This window comes from Oxalicibacterium flavum (genome assembly GCF_014635065.1).
Classification (GTDB): Bacteria; Pseudomonadota; Gammaproteobacteria; order Burkholderiales; family Burkholderiaceae_D; genus Oxalicibacterium; species Oxalicibacterium flavum.
The window spans coordinates 254040-271390 of record NZ_BMCG01000005.1 but is presented as its reverse complement, the minus strand read 5'-3'; the positions used below and the strand labels follow the sequence as shown (position 1 = coordinate 271390).

Sequence of the window (17351 nt, the reverse complement as noted above, 5' to 3'; positions counted from 1 at the left end):
CAAATGTTATTGATGTTCCGTCCCCGCGATCAGCCGGCGGCATGGGGCGCCACACGCGGCACGCGTCCCGTCACCGGATAGGAGGGATCGGTATAACCGGGCGTGCTCGGGTGGCCCGGCGGCACCAGGCGGTCGAACAGCGCCTCGTCCTCGGCCGTGAAGCGATAGGCCAGTCCCTTCAAATAGCCCTGCCATTGCTCGAGCGTGCGCGGCCCGCCGATGACCGAGGTCACGATGCGGTTGTTCAGCACCCAGCCGATCGCCAGCTCGATGCTGCTCGCGCCGTTCTTCTTCGCATGTTCCTGCAGTGCCTGCGCCAGCTGCAGCGACTCCTCCCGCCACTCGGTCTGCAGTGCACGCTTGTCGCCACGACCGATCCTGCTGCCTTCTTCCGGCTGGCTGCCCGGCAGATACTTGGCGGTCAGCACGCCCCTTGCCAGCGGGCTGTACGGCACCACGCCAAGGCCGTGATAGGCGCATGCCGGCAGATGCTCGACTTCGGGCATGCGATTGGCGGCGTTGTAGTAAGGCTGGGAAACGATGGGACCGTCGATGCCGAGCGCCTTGGCGATGTTGACGATCTCGCCCACCTGCCAGGCACTGAAGTTCGACAGCCCGTAGTAGCGGATCTTGCCCTGCGCAACGAGGTCGCCCAGCGTACGCACGGTCTCGACCAGCGGCGTGGCCGGGTCGGGCCGGTGCAGGTAATAGATGTCGATGTAGTCCGTTCCCAGTCTTTGCAGGCTCTGCTCGACGGCCTGTATGAGCCGCCGGCGCGACAGACCCTTCTGGTTCGGCCACGCATCGCTGCCGTTGCCGACCTTGGTTGCCAGTACCCATTTGTCGCGATTGGCGGCGATTGCCCTGCCGACGATGCGTTCGGATTCGCCCGCGTTATAGATGTCGGCCGTATCGATGAAGTTGATTCCCTGATCAAGCGCATGGTCGATGATCGCTTTGGAAACGGTTTCGTCAGCGGTACCGCCGAACATCATCGTGCCAAGACACAGACGAGAGACGAACAGGCCGCTATGTCCGAGTTTTTCGTATTGCATTCCTTTATCCTTTTCTGATCGCTTCCGCCGACCCGACCGCGAAATGTCCGAATGACAAGCGGCGCATTCACCTTGCATGCCGCATCTTCGTTACGACATGCCAAACGCGCGCCTGGTTCACGCCCGGTAACGCGATCCAATGTGGCTGGCGGGAAGCTTGTCGCCACGACCGAACAACTTGTGTCGCAGGCTTCCTTCTTCGTATGCTTCCTTGTACAGGCTGCGGTTCTGCAGTTCCGGAATCACGAGATCGATGAAATCGCGATAGCTCTCCGGTGCCACCGTGCGCGTCAGGTTGAAGCCGTCGATGTCGGTTTCTTCCACGTACTTCGCGATTTCATCGACGACCTGCGAAGGCGTGCCGACGATGGCACCGTTGCCGGAGCCGAAGCCGCGCGTCTCCAGCAGTTGTCGCCGTGTGGTGCCTTCCAGGAAACGACCGCCGCGCGCATTGCCGGTACGCTTGAGGCGGCCCGGATACATGGCCTCGAGCTTCTCCGACGTGATTTCCTCGTCCAGCCCGAAGCGTTCGAGGTCGATCGCCGCGCCGCTGCACATGTGCGCCAGCGATCCTTCCGCGCTTGCGTACTGCTTGTAGTCCTCGTACTTTTCCTGCGCAGCTTTTTCGCTGGTATCGACCACCACCGTCAGGCCCGAGAACACCTTGATATCATCGGCCTGCCGCCCCGCATCCACTGCCAGCTTGCGGATGTTGCCGACGATCTTCGCCAGCGCCTCGCGCGACGGCCCGCCGGTGAACACGCACTCCGCGTGGCGTGCGGCGAACTGGTTGCCGCGCTGCGAGGCACCTGCCTGGTAGAGCACCGGCGTGCGCTGCCGCGACGGCTCGGTCAGGTTATAGACGCCATCGACCTTGTAATACGGCCCCTCGTGCGTGATGCGATGGATCTTCTCGTGGTCGGCATAGATGCCGCGCTGCCTGTCGCGCAGGACCGCGCCATCCTCCCAGCTTCCCTCGAGAAGCTTGTAGAACACGTCCATGAAATCGTCGCCGCGGTCGTAACGATCGTCATGATCGATCTGCTGCTTGAGCCCCATCGCGCGCGCCGCACTGTCGAGATAGCCGGTCACGATGTTCCAGCCGACACGCCCCTTGCTCAGGTGATCGAGCGTTGCCATGCGCCGTGCGAACAGATAAGGCTGCTCGTAAGTCAGGTTGCAGGTCACGCCGAAGCCGATGTTCTTCGTCACATGCGCCATCAGCGGCACCACGTACAGCGGGTCGTTGACCGGCAATTGCACCGCCTCGCGCGCGGTCGCGCGGATGCCGTCGCCCAGCACGTCATAGACGCCGACGATATCGGCCAGGAAAACGGCATCGAACAGCCCTTTCTCCAGCAGCTTCGCCAGTTCGATCCAGTAATCGGCATCGTTGTAGTCAATCGAGTTGTCGCGGGGATGTTTCCACAGGCCGTGGTGAATATGGCCCACGCAGTTCATGTTGAATGCGTTCAATCGAATCTTCTTGGTCATTCCCTTTTTTCTCTTTTGGCGACAAACGATGGGACACAGATACAAGCGGCGCGGCAATAGCGGATTCGCCCGAGGCATTGCCGATACGGCGCAATGGGTCGGGACGGAAACCGGCTTCTGAATGCTGGATGACTGCAACTGCGGGGAGATCGCGACAATCCTTCCGTCGCGACTTGTCCGAATCGGACAAGATAGCAATGGCGGTTCAAAGAAAGAACCAAGCAAATTTCATTTTCATATTCCACGGTGGACCAATCTTCATATGCGCCACCGTGGAATGCTTAGCTCGCCCTGTGCTTAGGCAATCACCAGCGGTACTGGCTGGCACCGAAGTTGGCTTCGTAGAACGGCGCCACGTGCGTGCCGGGTGCAATGATCTGGTCGATGCGCTTCACGTCCTCGTCGGTCAACACCAGATCGATGGCGGCCAGCGCATCTTCCAGTTGCGCCAGTGTGCGCGGCCCCGTGATCGCGCTCGTGATGCCGGGACGCGAAGCGGTCCATGCCAGCGCCAGTTGCGACAACGGCACGTTCTTCTCGGCTGCCAGTTCGGCCAGCGGCTCGATCACGTCGAACACGGTGGCGACGAAACGCCTGGCCTGCATCGGATTCGGATTGGTGTAGCGCGAATCCGGCGGCAGCGGCTGGCCCTTGCGATATTTGCCGGACAGGATGCCGCCGCCGATCGGGCTCCACGGAATCACCGCCAGCCCGTAGGTCTGCGCCACCGGCAGCAGTTCGCGTTCGATACGACGGTCCAGCAGGTTGTAGGGCGGCTGTTCGGAGACGAAGCGGTTCAGCCCCAGCTCCTTGCTGGCCCACAGCGCTTCCACCACCTGCCAGCCGGCGAAGGTGGTCGAACCGATGTAGCGCACCTTGCCCGAGCGCACCAGGTCGTCGAGCGCGCGCAGGGTTTCGTCGATCGCGGTGCCCGGCTCCGGGCGATGGATCTGGTACAGATCGAGGTAATCGGTCTGCAGCCGGCGCAGGCTGTTTTCGACCTGCTGGATGATGTGGCGTCGCGAACTGCCGCGCAGGTTGGGATCGCTGTCGTGCATTGGCAGATGCACCTTGGACGCGAGGAAGATGTCGTGCCGCTTGCCGTTGCGCTTGAGGGCCTCGCCGGTGAATTCCTCGCTGCGGCCGCGTGCATAGACGTTGGCAGTGTCGATGAAATTGATGCCGGCATCGATGGCACGGTCGATGATGCGGATGGATTCGTCCAGTTCCGTCTTGTTGCCGAACATCATGCAGCCCAGCGTGAGCGGCGAGACCTTGACGCCGGTGCGTCCGAAATTGCGGTAATCGTTGATTGTCATGGTTTCAAAGAAATGGATCGCGTGGCGGCCAAGAGGTCATCACGCAAAGGAAAACGGCCGCTAGGCCGGGGAAAGATAAAACAGGGGAAATCTGCGAAAGATGGCGCAACGGTGTTGAAAAAGCCGGGCAGGATCAGACAAGCAGGGCCACCACCTCTTCGAGCCAGACACGGTCCACCTCGGAAAAATCATCGAGCCGCTCGCTGTCGATATCGAGCACGCCCGCCACGGCACCATTGCTGTCGAAGTAAGGCACCACGATCTCCGAGCGCGAGCGCGCGCTGCATGCGATATGACCGGGAAACAGATCGACGTCAGGCACGATGACGGTCGCTCCACGTTCCCACGCCGTTCCGCACACGCCACGCCCCTTGCCAATGCGGGTGCAGGCGACCGGTCCCTGGAAAGGCCCGAGCACCAGTTCTTCGCCCTGCACGCGATAGAAGCCGATCCAGTGGAAGCCGAACTGCGCGGACAGCGCCGCCGATACATTGGCCTGATTGGCGGTCAGGTCAGACTCGTCCGCTATCAGGGCGCGTAGCTGCGGCAGCAATTGCGCGTAGGCCGATACCCTGGTCGCAGACGGCACGATGCGCAGGGATTCAGCCATGGCGATGGCTCCGGCGATCGAATCTCATTGCGCGAACTGCTCGTTGCCCACCAGCCCCAGCTTGTTGGCGCCCAGACGTTGTGCAGATGCCAGCACCGATGCCACGGCGCGGTAAGGTGCATCCTTGTCGGCCCGCAGATGCAGCTCGGGCTGGTTGGGCTGCGCAGCGGCGGCCGCGAGCTTTTCGTCCAGCACGTGCTTGTCGATAATCTCTTCGCCGTTCCAGCTGACGATACCGCCGGCATCGACGTTCACCTCCACCACGTCGGGCAGCACGGCCGGTGGCGGCGGATTGCCGACCGGCATGTTGAGATTCACGTTGTGCAGCTGGATCGGAATGGTGATGATCAGCATGATCAGCAGCACCAGCATCACATCGATCAGCGGCGTGGTGTTCATATCGACCATGACGTCAGGCTCGCCGGAACCGCCCTCGGTTCCTACATTCATGCCCATTGTTTCGGCTCCTTCAATTCAGTATGCGTACCTGGCGGCGCTCATGCACCGCGTGCCGCCGGTTCGGTCACGAAGCCGATCTTCACGATGCCTGCGCGCTGGCAGGCGACGATGACTCGACCGATCGATTCGTAGCGGGCATTGGTGTCGCCGCGTATCTCGACTTCCGGCTGCGGGTCCTTCTGCGAAATTTCCTTCAGCCGCGCCGTCAGCGCATTCGCATCCGCCACCGGCTCCAGTCCCCAGAAGATCGCGCCGCTGCTATCGACAGACAGCGTAATGTTCTCCGGCTTGGTTTCGCGGACGTGGTTGGTCTCGTTGGGCAGCTTGACGTCGATGGTGTTGGTCACCACCGGGATCGTGATCAGGAAGATGATCAACAGCACCAGCATGACGTCCACCAGCGGCGTCGTGTTGATCTCGGAGACGACGTTGTCGTCGTCTCCCTTGTCGAACGTCAGTGCAGCCGCCATGTCATGCCGCCTTGAGCGCAGCGGCAGGCGAAGACGTCGTGGTCGTGCTCAGCAGAACGGCATGCAGCGTGGTGCTGAAATCCTGTACGCGCTCGAGCGCCGCCTTGTTGCGGCGAACCAGCAGGTTGTAGCCGAGCACGGCAGGTACGGCCACCGCCAGGCCGATGGCCGTCATGATCAGCGCCTCGCCAACCGGACCGGCCACCTTGTCGATCGAGGCCTGGCCGGAAAGGCCAATCGCGGTCAGCGCGTGGTAAATCCCCCAAACCGTACCGAACAGTCCGATGAAGGGTGCCGTCGAACCCACCGTCGCCAGAAAGGCCAGGCCATCCTGCAGGCGGCTTTTCACGGTATCGACCGAGCTGTGCAGGGCCTGCACCACCCAGGTGTTGAGATCGACGTGCTCGAGCAAGCCGCTGTGATGCTCGGTCGCCTTCAGTGCAACGGAACCGATGAAATGGAAGGGCGTACCGCTTTCCAGCGTATCCAGACCCTGGCGAACGGAACCGGCATCCCAGAACGTGCGTTGCGTATCGCGCGCCTGCTTGTGCAATTTACGTTGTGCCAGCAGCTTGGCGACGATGATGTACCAGCTGCCGATCGAGAACAGCAACAGGATCAACAGGGTTCCCTTCGCCACGGCATCGCTGCCGTTCCACAGTGCGCTCAGGCCATAGGGGTTCTCGACCGCCGGCACTTCAACCGATGCTGCATCGGCAGATGCCGCCTTGACAGCAGCAGGCGCCGCTTCCGTCGGCACGGAAGCGGCCGTACCGGCAGGAGCCGCTGGCGATGCCTGAACGGCGCCAGCCAGCGATAGGAAAAACGTAACGGCCAGAATGGACAAACGATAACGACTTAACATGACTTTCTCCACAATAAGAATTTGATGCTGATACAAATTGGCGACGACGTTGTTTCCCGCTGCCGCGTCACTCCACCTGGAATTCGAAAGGAACCTGGACCACGACATCCTGCCCCTGGCCGTTACAGCCGAAACGGCGGGCCGCATCCAGGGCGGCGCGGTTCAGCAGCGGATGGGCAGAGCGCAACAGGGTGAAGTCGCGTGACGTGCCATCCGTTCCCACCACGAACTGCACCAGTACGTTGCCCGTGATGTTGTTCTGCAGTGCCTGGCGCGGATACTCGAGCAACTGGCGGATGCGGGTCGAATTCGGACAGGCAACGCCGACCTTTGCCACGGCCGGAGCCGGCGGCGCTGGCGGTGCCGGCGGCACGTAAGGCTCGGGAGGCGTCTCGGCGACTGCCGCAATCGTGTTCTGCGGCGGCTGCACATTGACCGGCACTTCGGGCGGCGGCACGTAGGCCGGCGGCGGTTTTACCTTGGGCGGAGGTGGCGCCTTGGGCGGCGGAGGCGGCGGCGCCGTCTTGACCTCCTCGATGATCCGCGTCTCGATCGGCTTGGAAATGACGCTGATCATGTCGCGCGCCAGACCCGTGACCAGGGCATATCCGATCAGCAGATGGACCAGTACCGCGACACCGATACTGGTCAGCGATTTCCTGGAAAACTGCGGCTGTTGTTCTAACGTAAAATCCACTTTCTTCTCCGACATCCGCCCGCGCACGTTCGTCGCCGGCAATCCACCACCCCTCGCAAACCCTTTAAAACAAAGGCTTTGCAAGCCATCTGGGGCAATTTGGAAAGTCAGAATAGCACCGCGTTTTCCGATTCAATACCAACAAAATTTCATTTCTTTATCAACGATTCCTCATATCCAAATCTGCGAATCTGAAATTGCTCAACTGTTTTGTGCATGTCCGCACGGCACAGAGGAACCGGCGATGCCGCCGGCAACGGAAAACAAAAAAGCCGTAGCAGACGAACTGCTACGGCTTTCTTGGTCGGCCTCCTGTGAAGAGGCGGAGCGGATGCTTGTACTGTCGCTCAGCCTTCCAGCAGGCTGCGCAGCATCCACGCGGTCTTTTCATGCACTTCCAGACGGCGTGTCAGCAGGTCGGCGGTCGGCTGGTCGTTGGCCTTGTCAACAAGAGGGAAGATGTTGCGGCCGGTGCGTGCGGTGGCTTCGTGCGCGGTCACCAGGTGCGCGACCATGTCGAGCGCGGCGGGCACGCCGGTGACTTCCTTGATCGAGGCGAGCTTGGCGAATTGGGAATAAGTACCGGGCGCCGGGTAGCCCAGCGCGCGGATACGTTCGGCGATTTCGTCGAGCGCGCCCCACAGTTCGGTGTATTGCGTCATGAACATGGTGTGCAGGCTCGTGAACATCGGGCCGGTCACGTTCCAGTGGAAATTGTGGGTCATCAGATACAGGGTGTAGCTGTCGGCCAGGAAGCCGGACAGGCCTTCCGCGATCTTGGCGCGGTCTTTTTCCGAAATACCGATATCGATTTTGGTTGGGTTGGTTTTCCTGGTTGCCATGGTGGTCCCCTTCAAAGTGGAACCATGATGATAGCGCCATTTCTTGACACAGGCACAACGTCGGATCAAATGACATTGCCCGGCAAACAATCGGTACCGCGTGATATCATTACGGGTCGCCTAGGACGCGCATTTTCATTGTATTTTCAGTGACTTGCATGTCACCGCGAACGCGTTCCGCCATCGATTTCGATCCCGCAACGTCCCCGTCCTCAGAACGGAAATGACATGTCGATACTCCGCCCCGTGATGGTTTGCATGCTGCTCATTGCATCGCTTTCCCTGCCTGCGCATGCTTTCGAACGGCCGTTTCCTCAGATCGCCAAGCGCGGCACCATGACGCCGGACCTGCACCCGCACGTGACGATCAACGGCAAGCAGCGCACGCTATCGGCCGGCGCGCGCATCTGGAACCAGGACAACATGATCGAGATGCCGGCCGCGCTGCGCGGCAGCGATCTGGCGGTGCGCTACACGGAAGACATGAACGGCGAGGTCGATCGCATCTGGCTGCTGACGGACGACGAAATCAAGCGTCCGCCGGCGAAGGATGAGGTCGAAGCAATGCCGCTGCCGGCGCCGCTCGAGCAGGACCGGCCGTAACCGGCGCGGGCCGTTTCAACACAGAAGATTTCATGCAGAAAAAGATATACATCAAAACCTTCGGCTGCCAGATGAACGAGTACGACTCGGACAAGATGGCGGACGTGCTGGGCGCTTCCGACGGATTGGTCAAGACCGATCGTCCGGAGGAAGCCGACGTCATCCTGCTCAACACCTGCTCGGTGCGCGAGAAGGCGCAGGAAAAAGTGTTCTCCGACCTCGGCCGCCTGCGCGAACTCAAGCGCGGCAATCCCGATCTGCTGATCGGCGTCGGCGGCTGCGTGGCCTCGCAGGAAGGCGATGCCATCGTCAAGCGCGCGCCCTACGTCGATCTGGTGTTCGGTCCGCAAACCCTGCACCGCCTGCCGGACATGCTCAAGCAGCGCCGCTCGACCGGCCGCTCGCAGGTTGACATCAGCTTCCCGGAAATCGAGAAATTCGATCACCTGCCGCCAGCGAAGGTCGAAGGACCGACCGCCTTCGTCTCCATCATGGAAGGCTGCAGCAAGTATTGCAGCTATTGCGTGGTGCCCTACACGCGCGGCGAGGAAGTCTCGCGCCGCTTCGAGGACGTGCTGGCCGAGGTCGTCGGTCTCGAGGCGCAGGGCGTCAAGGAAATCACGCTGCTCGGACAGAACGTCAATGCCTATCGCGGCAAAATGGAAGATGGCGAGATCGCCGACTTTGCGCTGCTGATCGAGTACATCGCCGAACTGCCGGGTATCGAACGCATCCGCTTCGTCACCAGCCATCCCAAGGAATTCACGCAGCGCCTGATCGACACCTACGCCAAGGTGCCAAAGCTCGTCGATCACCTGTACCTGCCGGCGCAACACGGTTCCGACCGCGTGCTGGCGGCGATGAAGCGCGGCTACACCTCGCTCGAATACAAGTCGGTGATCCGCCGCCTGCGCGCGGTGCGACCGAACATCGCGATTTCGTCCGACTTCATCGTCGGCTTCCCCGGCGAGACCGATGCCGACTTCGAGGCGATGATGAAACTCATCGCCGACATCGGCTACGACAACAGCTTCAGCTTCATCTTCAGCCCGCGCCCCGGCACGCCCGCCGCCAATCTGGAAGACGACACGCCGCACGAGGTCAAGCTCAAGCGCCTGCAGCGGCTGCAAGCCGCGATCGACGCCAACACGCGCCGCTACAGCGACGACATGGTCGGCACGATTCAGCGCGTACTGGTCGAAAGCGTCTCCAAGAAGGAAGACGGCGATCTGCAGGGCCGCACCGAGAACAACCGCGTCGTCAACTTCGCCGGCGGGCCGCAGGGCAACCGCCTGATCGGCAGCATGGTCGATCTGAACATCACGCAGTCGCACGGCTATACGCTGCGCGGCGAGATCGTCGTCAAACAGTAAATCCGACAGTCAGCCCTCTTCCACGACCCCATCTTGAAAACAAAGACCGCCGTCCAGCCTTCGTACTTCATCCCCGAGCCGCTCGACAACAAGCGGCTCGCCCATCTGTGCGGGCCGATGGACGAGAACCTGCGCCAGATTTCGGCCGCGCTCGACGTCACCGTGTTCCGCCGCGGCGACCGCTTCATCGTCAGCGGCAGCAATGCCGAACGCGCAGTCGCCATCCTCGACCAGTTCTATCAGGAAGCCGACCGCGTCATCCCGCTGGAGGAAGTGCAGCTCGCGCTGGTCGAACAGCGCGCCAGCCTGGCCGAACCGGCACCGATCTCCACGCCGGTGGCAAAGAGCGGCGGCAAGGGCGCAAGCAAAGGCAAGGAGGTCGAATCGGTCGCCGATGCCGCGCCCATCACGCTCAAGACGCGCCGTCACGACCTGCGCGGCCGCACGCCGCACCAGCTGCAATACCTGCGCGCGATCATGGAGCACGACATCACCTTCGGCGTCGGTCCAGCCGGCACCGGCAAGACCTATCTGGCGGTGGCCTGCGCGGTCGATGCGCTCGAGCGCGATGCCGTCAAGCGCATCATCCTGACGCGGCCGGCGGTGGAAGCCGGCGAACGCCTGGGCTTCCTGCCGGGCGACCTGTCGCAGAAAGTTGACCCCTATCTGCGGCCGCTGTACGACGCGCTGTACGACCTGCTCGGCTTCGACCGCACGCAGAAGATGTTCGAGAAGCAGGCGATCGAGATCGCGCCGCTGGCCTACATGCGCGGCCGCACGCTGAACCACGCCTTCGTGATCCTCGACGAGGCGCAGAACACCACGCCCGAGCAGATGAAGATGTTCCTGACGCGCATCGGCTTCGGCAGCAAGGCCGTGGTCACCGGCGACGTCACGCAGATCGACCTGCAGCACAACCAGAAGAGCGGACTGGTCGAGGCGATCGACGTGCTCGCCAAGGTGCGCGGCCTGGCCTTCACGCATTTCTCGAGCGCCGACGTGGTGCGCCATCCGCTGGTCGGCCGCATCGTTGACGCCTACGAGCAGGCCAAGGGGATGGCGACACCCGCGTCCGGACCCGCTGCCAAATCGGCCACGAAGACCACTGCCACCCGCGGCGCTAACAAACATGTCGGAAAATAAACTTTCGCTGTCGGTCCAGTACGCCGACCCGCGCCTGCAGGACGCCCTGCCGCGCCCCACATTGCGGCGCTGGGCCAAGGCGGCGCTGTTTGCACCGGCACAGATCACGCTGCGCTTCGTCGATGCACAGGAAGGGCGCGAGCTGAACCGCGCCTACCGCGGCAAGGACTACGCGACCAACGTGCTGACCTTCGCCTATACCGAGAACGAGGAAGACGAGACGCAGGCCGACATCATCTTCTGCACCGAGGTACTGGAACGCGAAGCGGCCGAACAGAAAAAAACATTGGCGGCACATGCCGCACACCTGGTAATTCATGGCATGCTTCATGCACAGGGCTACGATCATGAATCGGACGAGGAAGCCGACGAGATGGAAGCCCTCGAAGTAGAAATTCTGGCAACACTGGGTTTTCCCAATCCGTATCAAAACCAACTTTGATGCCGAGGTAGCCATGAACGCGCTGCTGTATGCCCTCTGTGTGTTCGCTCTTCCGTTGTGGGTCTTCTGGGGCCTGCATATCGTGCTGGAATTCCGCGAATATTTCCGCGCGCAACGCGTCGAGCAGGAAGACGACGCCTGAGCGTTACGCACAAGGCAAAATCGGGGGCAGCTTGCCTTGCTGCAAACGATCCTGCAGGCCGGTGTTTTGAGACCGGATGGGGTTTTGTTGTATCCTGACTGTCCTTGAACTACCTTCCGCACCGGCATTTCGCCTTATGCAAGACCATTCACCCTCAGAAAAAACGGGCGATGCCAAGCCGCACCGCTCGCTGTTCGAACGTCTCACGGCGCTGATGGCGCCCGAACCCGAAAGCCGCACCGAACTCCTCGCCATCCTGCAGGACGCCCACGAACGCAAGCTGATCGACGCCGACGCCATGTCGATGATCGAAGGCGTGTTCCAGGTCTCCGAACTGTCGGCGCGCGACATCATGGTCACGCGCGCGCAGATGGACGTGATCGACATTTCCAAGCCGATCGAGGAATGGCTGCCGATGGTGCTGGAAACCGCGCACTCGCGCTTCCCCGCCGTTGACGGCGAACGCGACAACGTGGTCGGCATCCTACTCGCCAAGGACCTGCTGCGCTACTACGCCGAGGAATCCTTCGACGTGCGGCAGACGCTGCGCAAGGCGGTCTTCATTCCCGAATCCAAGCGCCTCAACGTGCTGCTGGCGGACTTCCGCTCCAAGCACAACCACATGGCGATCGTGGTGGACGAATACGGCGGCGTGGCCGGCCTGGTCACGATCGAGGACGTACTCGAGCAGATCGTCGGCGACATCGAGGACGAGTACGACTTCGACGAGGAAGAGGACAACATCCTCGCCATTCCCGACGGCAAGGACGGTCCGCGCTGGCGCGTGCGCGCACTGACCGAGATCGCGCAATTCAACGACGAACTCGGTACCGCGCTCGTCAATCCCAACGTCGAAACCATCGGCGGCTTCATCACCGATCACCTGGCACGCGTGCCGCGCAAGGACGAGGAAGTCGAGATCGACAACCTGCGATTCCGCGTGGTGCGTGCCGACGCGCGCCACATCCACATGCTGCTGGTGGAAAAACTTCCCTCCAGTGAGGAAGCGGTTGAAAGCTGAGCGCGCCTCCTGCCGCGCTCCCTCTTCCCTTTGCTCCGGCTCGCCCGCGTGATCGCGCGCCTGCTGCAGCCGGCGTTTTTGTCGGCGTTTCTGCCAGCTTTCTTCGTCGCCATGGCGGCCGGCGCGCTGAATGTCTTCGCATTCGCCCCCTTCGGCCTGTGGCCGCTGCAGATCGCCACGCTCGCGCTGCTGTTTCATCTGCTGCTCGCAGCACGTACGCTGCGCCACGGCATGCTGATCGCCTGGGCCTTCGGTTTCGGCTGGCTCGGTGTCGGCGTGCACTGGCTCTACATCAGCATGCATGTCTATGGCGGCATGCCGTCGCCCATGGCCGCGCTGGCGGTTGCCCTGCTGGCGGCGGCGCTGGCGCTGCTGTTTGCGTTCGGCGCCGGCGCGGCTGCCTGGCTGCGCACACGAAGACAATTGTCGGATCGCACCATGCTGTTGCTGGTACTGCCAGCCGTGTGGATGCTGGCGGAATGGACACGCGGCTGGATCTTCACCGGTTTCCCGTGGATCGGTTCCGGCTATGCTCACACCGCCAGTCCGCTTGCCGGCTTTGCGCCGCTGATCGGTGCCTACGGCCTCGGCTGGCTGGCAGCGCTGCTCGCGGGTTCGCTGCTGACTCTGCATACGAACAGGATGATCGTCATGCTGCCGCTGGCGATCCTGCTGGGCGGCTTCGCGCTGAAGTCCGTCGAGTGGACCGCACCGCATGGCAAGCCGATCTCGGTACGCCTGCTGCAAGGCAACGTGCCGCAGGAACTCAAGTTCGACGCCAGCCAGGCCAACCTCACGCTGCGCCAGTACGAGGACATGATCCGCGCCGCGCCGGCCGACCTGATCGCCACGCCGGAAACCGCGCTGCCGCTGCTGCTGCACCAGTTGCCGCCCGACTACCTGCCGCGCCTGGCCGAATACGCGAGCGCTTCGCAGAGCCACATCGCGCTCGGCGTGCCCGTCAGCGACAGCCCCACCTCCTACGCCAACAGCGTGGTCGGCATTGCTCCCGCCACGGCCAGCGCGTCCGCTCCCGCGCTGTACCGCTACGACAAGCACCACCTGGTGCCGTTCGGCGAGTTCATCCCGCTCGGCTTCCGCTGGTTCGTCGATATGATGCACATCCCGCTTGGCGACTTCACGCGCGGTACCGAGACGCCGGCGCCGTTCGCCGTCAAGGACCAGTGGGTGCTGCCCAACATCTGCTACGAGGATCTGTTCGGCGAGGAGATCGCCGGCCAGCTGCGCGCCAGCCACGCCGGGGGAACGCCCGAAGCCAGCCTGTTGCTGAACGTGTCCAACATCGCGTGGTTCGGCGATTCGATCGCGCTGCCGCAGCACCTGCAGATTTCGCAACTGCGTGCGATCGAGACCGGCCGCCCAATGCTGCGCGCCACCAACACCGGCGCCACCGCCGTCATCGACCCGCGCGGCGCGGTCAGCGAACGCCTGCCGCCGTTCACGCTCGGCGTGCTGACCACCTCGGTGCAGGGCTACCGCGGCATCACGCCCTACATCCGCTGGGGCAACGGCCTGATCGTCTGCGCCGCGCTCGCCATGCTGGCCGCCGCCTGGCTGCTGGGCGGCACAGGCAAGCCGCATCGCCCGCGCTGAACGCCGCAACACCGACTCCACCTGCCGCGCCCACCTGCACGCTGGGCGCCACCAAAACCCGTTAAAATGCTGGGTTCCGGCAAACCCGCCCGCTCGCCGTTCCGGCCGAGACCAGGAAATCAACAACAAGATGCTCACATTTCAACAAATCATTCTGAAGCTGCAGGCCTACTGGGATGCACAAGGCTGCGCCCTGCTGCAGCCCTACGACATGGAAGTCGGCGCCGGCACCTCGCACACCGCGACCTTCCTGCGCGCGATCGGCCCCGAGCCGTGGCGCGCCGCCTACGTGCAACCGTCGCGCCGTCCCAAGGATGGCCGTTATGGCGAGAATCCGAACCGCCTGCAGCATTACTACCAGTACCAGGTCGTGCTGAAGCCGGCACCGGCCAACATCCTCGAGCTCTATCTGGGTTCGCTCGAGGCGCTCGGCTTCGACCTGCGCCAGAACGATATCCGCTTCGTCGAGGACGACTGGGAAAACCCGACCCTCGGCGCCTGGGGCCTGGGCTGGGAAGTCTGGCTCAACGGCATGGAGGTCACGCAGTTCACCTACTTCCAGCAGGTCGGCGGCATCAACTGCAAGCCGATCACCGGCGAGATCACCTACGGTCTCGAACGCCTGGCGATGTACCTGCAGGGCGTCGATAACGTCTATGACCTGGTGTGGACCGAAGCAAACGGCAAGAAGCTCAGCTACGGCGACGTCTATAAACAGAACGAGGTCGAGCAATCGACCTACAACTTCGAACACAGCGACGTGGACTTCCTGTTCACCGCCTTCGGCGCGCACGAGAAGCAGGCGCTCAACCTGATGGACAACCAGCTGGCGCTGCCAGCCTACGAACAGGTGCTCAAGGCCGCGCACACCTTCAACCTGCTCGACGCGCGCGGCGCGATCTCGGTCACCGAGCGCGCTGCCTACATCGGCCGCATTCGCAATCTGGCGCGCAGCGTCGCGCGCAGTTACCTCGACAGCCGCGCCCGCCTCGGCTTCCCGATGGCCAAACCAGAACACGCCGCCGAAGTGCTGGCCCAGATCGAGAAGGACGCAGCCCAAGCATGAGCAACAAGAATTTACTGATCGAACTCTTCGTCGAGGAACTGCCGCCCAAGGCCCTCAGGAAAATCGGCGACGCCTTCGCGCAGAACCTGCAGGCATCGCTGCAGGCGCAGGGCGTGCTCGGCGCCGACAGCGTGCTGACGGCCTTCGCCTCGCCGCGCCGCCTCGGCATTCACCTGACCGACGTCAGCGAACAGGCCGACGACAAGCAGGTTTCGCAGAAACTGATGCCGGTCGCGGTCGGCCTGGACGCCAACGGCAAGGCCACGCCAGCGTTGCTGAAAAAACTGGCAGCGCTCGGCGCCGGCGAATCGGCGGTCGCCTCGCTCACGCGCGAATCCGACGGCAAGGCCGAGGCGCTCTACTTCAACAGCACCGTCACCGGCGCCACGCTGCCGGAAGCGGTGCAGAAGGCGCTCGACGACACGCTGAACAAGCTGCCGATCCCCAAGGTCATGACCTATCAACTGGCCGACGGCTGGGAATCGGTCAACTTCGTGCGCCCGGCGCACGGCCTGGTCGTGCTGCATGGCGCCGACGTGCTGCCGGTCTCGGTGCTCGGCCTGCGCGCCGGCAACACCACGCACGGCCATCGCTTCGAAGCCGGTCTCGATCCGGTCTATGTGCGCGACGCAGACAGCTACGCCAAGCAACTCGCCACCGAAGGCGCGGTGATCGCCGGCTTTGCCGAGCGTCGCGCCGAGATCGCGCGCCAATTGGCCGACGCCGCCGCGCAGGCCGGTGACAACCTGACGCCGATCGAGGACGATGCGCTGCTCGACGAGGTCACGGGTCTGGTCGAACGTCCCAACGTGCTGGTCGGCCAGTTCGAGGAAACCTTCCTCGACGTGCCGCAGGAATGCCTGATCCTGACCATGAAGGCGAACCAGAAGTACTTCCCGCTGCTCGACGCCAACGGCAATCTGAGCAACAAGTTCCTGATCGTCTCCAACATCCGCCCGGCCGATGCCAGCCTGGTCATCGGCGGCAACGAGCGCGTGGTGCGTCCGCGCCTGGCCGATGCCAAGTTCTTCTTCGACCAGGACCGCAAGAAGACGCTCGAATCGCGCCTGCCCGGCCTCGACAAGGTCGTCTATCACAACAAGCTCGGCACCCAGGGCGAACGCGTCGAACGCGTGCGCGCGATTGCCAAGGCAATTGCCGCCAAGCTCGGCACAGACGCGCAGCAGGTCGATACCGCCGCGCGCCTGGCCAAGACCGATCTGCTGACCGACATGGTCGGCGAATTCCCCGAACTGCAGGGCATCATGGGCCGCTACTACGCCCGGCACGACGGCCTGCCGGCCGCAGTGGCCGACGCCATCGAGGACCATTACAAGCCGCGCTTCGCCGGCGACGAACTGCCGCGCAATGCGGTCGGCACCGTGACCGCGCTGGCAGACAAGCTCGAAACGCTGGTCGGCCTGTTTTCCATCGGCCAGGTGCCGAGCGGCGACAAGGACCCGTTCGCGCTGCGCCGCCATGCGCTCGGCGTGATCCGCATGCTGACCGAAGGCAAACTCGCGATCGGCATCGACGAACTGATCGCCGCGGCCGAAGCACCGTTCGGCGGACTGTCGGCCGAACATCGCGCCGCGCTGCTCGGCTTCTTCTTCGACCGCCTCGCCAACGCGTTGCGCGAACAGGGCTACAGCGCGCAGGAAATCGATGCCGTGCTCGCCCTGCAACCGCAGCGCCTGGCCGACGTCACCAGCCGTCTCGCGGCCGTGCGCGCCTTTGCCGCGCTGCCGGAAGCGGCAAGCCTGGCTGCCGCCAACAAGCGCGTCGGCAACATCCTGAAGAAGATCGACGGCGACGTGCCGGCCACGGTGGATGCCGCGCTGCTGAAGGAAGACGCCGAGCGCGCGCTCAACGCGACGCTGGCACAGGTCAAGCCGGATGCCGACGCTGCCTTCGCGCGCGGCGACTACACCGCTTCGCTGCAGGCGCTGGCCGCGCTGAAGACGCCGGTCGATGCCTTCTTCGACAGCGTGATGGTCAATGCCGACGATGCGGCTCTGCGCGCCAACCGCCAGGGCCTGCTGGCAACGCTGCATGCGGCGATGAACCAGGTGGCCGACATTTCGCGCCTAGCGTCCTGATCCATCGACCCGAGTCTCCGTTCAGAAAGGCGCTGCG

At 63.1% G+C, this 17351-nt stretch carries 18 protein-coding genes; 9 read left to right on the top strand and 9 right to left on the bottom strand.

Annotation, left to right across the window (positions count from 1 at the left end; translation table 11 throughout):
• Positions 1-29: 29 nt before the first annotated feature.
• The 9 genes from IEV38_RS13450 to IEV38_RS13410 form a co-directional block, all read right to left on the bottom strand.
• Positions 30-1055: an aldo/keto reductase gene (locus IEV38_RS13450; RefSeq protein ID WP_188396899.1), complete on the bottom strand. Its 1026-nt coding sequence runs from the start codon at positions 1053-1055 to the stop codon at positions 30-32.
• Positions 1056-1172: 117 nt separating this feature from the next.
• Complete coding sequence (locus tag IEV38_RS13445) at positions 1173-2549, bottom strand: LLM class flavin-dependent oxidoreductase (RefSeq protein WP_229729049.1); 1377 nt, start codon at positions 2547-2549, stop codon at positions 1173-1175.
• A 305-nt stretch (positions 2550-2854) separates the two neighbouring features.
• Positions 2855-3868 (bottom strand): aldo/keto reductase, encoded by a 1014-nt coding sequence (locus IEV38_RS13440; RefSeq protein ID WP_188396897.1) that lies wholly within the window; start codon positions 3866-3868, stop codon positions 2855-2857.
• Between the two features lie 133 nt (positions 3869-4001).
• Positions 4002-4478, bottom strand: coding sequence for a free L-methionine (R)-S-oxide reductase MsrC (msrC, locus tag IEV38_RS13435; protein ID WP_188396895.1), 477 nt, complete (start codon positions 4476-4478; stop codon positions 4002-4004).
• Positions 4479-4502: 24 nt separating this feature from the next.
• Complete coding sequence (locus IEV38_RS13430; protein WP_188396893.1) at positions 4503-4934, bottom strand: ExbD/TolR family protein; 432 nt, start codon at positions 4932-4934, stop codon at positions 4503-4505.
• A gap of 41 nt (positions 4935-4975) precedes the next feature.
• Positions 4976-5407 carry an ExbD/TolR family protein gene (locus IEV38_RS13425; RefSeq protein WP_188396891.1) on the bottom strand — a complete coding sequence of 144 codons (432 nt, stop codon included), beginning with the start codon at positions 5405-5407 and terminating at the stop codon, positions 4976-4978.
• A gap of 1 nt (position 5408) precedes the next feature.
• Positions 5409-6272: a MotA/TolQ/ExbB proton channel family protein gene (locus IEV38_RS13420; protein WP_188396889.1), complete on the bottom strand. Its 864-nt coding sequence runs from the start codon at positions 6270-6272 to the stop codon at positions 5409-5411.
• Positions 6273-6339: 67 nt separating this feature from the next.
• Entirely contained in the window at positions 6340-6969 is a 630-nt protein-coding gene (locus tag IEV38_RS13415; RefSeq protein ID WP_188396887.1) for an energy transducer TonB, read from the bottom strand.
• 347 nt (positions 6970-7316) lie between these two features.
• Complete coding sequence (locus IEV38_RS13410) at positions 7317-7811, bottom strand: Dps family protein (RefSeq protein WP_188396885.1); 495 nt, start codon at positions 7809-7811, stop codon at positions 7317-7319.
• Between the two features lie 228 nt (positions 7812-8039).
• On the opposite strand from IEV38_RS13410, the gene IEV38_RS13405 reads away from it, so the two are divergent.
• The 9 genes from IEV38_RS13405 (at position 8040) to glyS (ending at position 17314) form a co-directional block, all read left to right on the top strand.
• A complete protein-coding gene (locus IEV38_RS13405; protein WP_188396883.1) occupies positions 8040-8414 on the top strand; it encodes a hypothetical protein in 375 nt (124 codons plus the stop codon).
• Positions 8415-8446: 32 nt separating this feature from the next.
• Positions 8447-9787, top strand: coding sequence for a tRNA (N6-isopentenyl adenosine(37)-C2)-methylthiotransferase MiaB (gene miaB / locus IEV38_RS13400; RefSeq protein ID WP_188396881.1), 1341 nt, complete (start codon positions 8447-8449; stop codon positions 9785-9787).
• A gap of 33 nt (positions 9788-9820) precedes the next feature.
• Positions 9821-10930: a PhoH family protein gene (locus tag IEV38_RS13395; protein WP_188396880.1), complete on the top strand. Its 1110-nt coding sequence runs from the start codon at positions 9821-9823 to the stop codon at positions 10928-10930.
• Positions 10917-11372 carry an rRNA maturation RNase YbeY gene (gene ybeY, locus IEV38_RS13390; RefSeq protein WP_188396878.1) on the top strand — a complete coding sequence of 152 codons (456 nt, stop codon included), beginning with the start codon at positions 10917-10919 and terminating at the stop codon, positions 11370-11372. Before IEV38_RS13395 ends, ybeY begins: the two co-directional genes overlap by 14 nt.
• A gap of 13 nt (positions 11373-11385) precedes the next feature.
• Positions 11386-11514, top strand: a complete 129-nt coding sequence (locus tag IEV38_RS15410; RefSeq protein ID WP_268234732.1) for a hypothetical protein — start codon at positions 11386-11388, stop codon at positions 11512-11514.
• A gap of 136 nt (positions 11515-11650) precedes the next feature.
• Positions 11651-12535: a CorC family transporter gene (locus tag IEV38_RS13385; protein WP_188396875.1), complete on the top strand. Its 885-nt coding sequence runs from the start codon at positions 11651-11653 to the stop codon at positions 12533-12535.
• Between the two features lie 111 nt (positions 12536-12646).
• Positions 12647-14149 (top strand): apolipoprotein N-acyltransferase, encoded by a 1503-nt coding sequence (gene lnt, locus IEV38_RS13380; protein WP_188397064.1) that lies wholly within the window; start codon positions 12647-12649, stop codon positions 14147-14149.
• Between the two features lie 130 nt (positions 14150-14279).
• Complete coding sequence (gene glyQ, locus IEV38_RS13375) at positions 14280-15215, top strand: glycine--tRNA ligase subunit alpha (protein WP_188396873.1); 936 nt, start codon at positions 14280-14282, stop codon at positions 15213-15215.
• Entirely contained in the window at positions 15212-17314 is a 2103-nt protein-coding gene (gene glyS, locus IEV38_RS13370; protein ID WP_188396871.1) for a glycine--tRNA ligase subunit beta, read from the top strand. The genes glyQ and glyS overlap by 4 nt, the downstream gene beginning before the upstream one ends.
• Positions 17315-17351 lie beyond the last annotated feature (37 nt).

What these genes read in the sequence shown, in the direction of transcription:
- msrC (WP_188396895.1), bottom strand. Translation starts at nt 4,478, where the DNA reads ATGGCTGAATCCCTGCGCATCGTGCCGTCTGCGACCAGGGTATCGGCC.
- miaB (WP_188396881.1), top strand. Translation starts at nt 8,447, where the DNA reads ATGCAGAAAAAGATATACATCAAAACCTTCGGCTGCCAGATGAACGAG.
- IEV38_RS13430 (WP_188396893.1), bottom strand. Translation starts at nt 4,934, where the DNA reads ATGGGCATGAATGTAGGAACCGAGGGCGGTTCCGGCGAGCCTGACGTC.
- IEV38_RS13405 (WP_188396883.1), top strand. Translation starts at nt 8,040, where the DNA reads ATGTCGATACTCCGCCCCGTGATGGTTTGCATGCTGCTCATTGCATCG.
- IEV38_RS13420 (WP_188396889.1), bottom strand. Translation starts at nt 6,272, where the DNA reads ATGTTAAGTCGTTATCGTTTGTCCATTCTGGCCGTTACGTTTTTCCTA.
- ybeY (WP_188396878.1), top strand. Translation starts at nt 10,917, where the DNA reads ATGTCGGAAAATAAACTTTCGCTGTCGGTCCAGTACGCCGACCCGCGC.
- IEV38_RS13440 (WP_188396897.1), bottom strand. Translation starts at nt 3,868, where the DNA reads ATGACAATCAACGATTACCGCAATTTCGGACGCACCGGCGTCAAGGTC.
- lnt (WP_188397064.1), top strand. Translation starts at nt 12,647, where the DNA reads ATGGCGGCCGGCGCGCTGAATGTCTTCGCATTCGCCCCCTTCGGCCTG.
- IEV38_RS13410 (WP_188396885.1), bottom strand. Translation starts at nt 7,811, where the DNA reads ATGGCAACCAGGAAAACCAACCCAACCAAAATCGATATCGGTATTTCG.
- IEV38_RS15410 (WP_268234732.1), top strand. Translation starts at nt 11,386, where the DNA reads ATGAACGCGCTGCTGTATGCCCTCTGTGTGTTCGCTCTTCCGTTGTGG.
- IEV38_RS13425 (WP_188396891.1), bottom strand. Translation starts at nt 5,407, where the DNA reads ATGGCGGCTGCACTGACGTTCGACAAGGGAGACGACGACAACGTCGTC.
- IEV38_RS13445 (WP_229729049.1), bottom strand. Translation starts at nt 2,549, where the DNA reads ATGACCAAGAAGATTCGATTGAACGCATTCAACATGAACTGCGTGGGC.
- IEV38_RS13385 (WP_188396875.1), top strand. Translation starts at nt 11,651, where the DNA reads ATGCAAGACCATTCACCCTCAGAAAAAACGGGCGATGCCAAGCCGCAC.
- glyQ (WP_188396873.1), top strand. Translation starts at nt 14,280, where the DNA reads ATGCTCACATTTCAACAAATCATTCTGAAGCTGCAGGCCTACTGGGAT.
- IEV38_RS13450 (WP_188396899.1), bottom strand. Translation starts at nt 1,055, where the DNA reads ATGCAATACGAAAAACTCGGACATAGCGGCCTGTTCGTCTCTCGTCTG.
- glyS (WP_188396871.1), top strand. Translation starts at nt 15,212, where the DNA reads ATGAGCAACAAGAATTTACTGATCGAACTCTTCGTCGAGGAACTGCCG.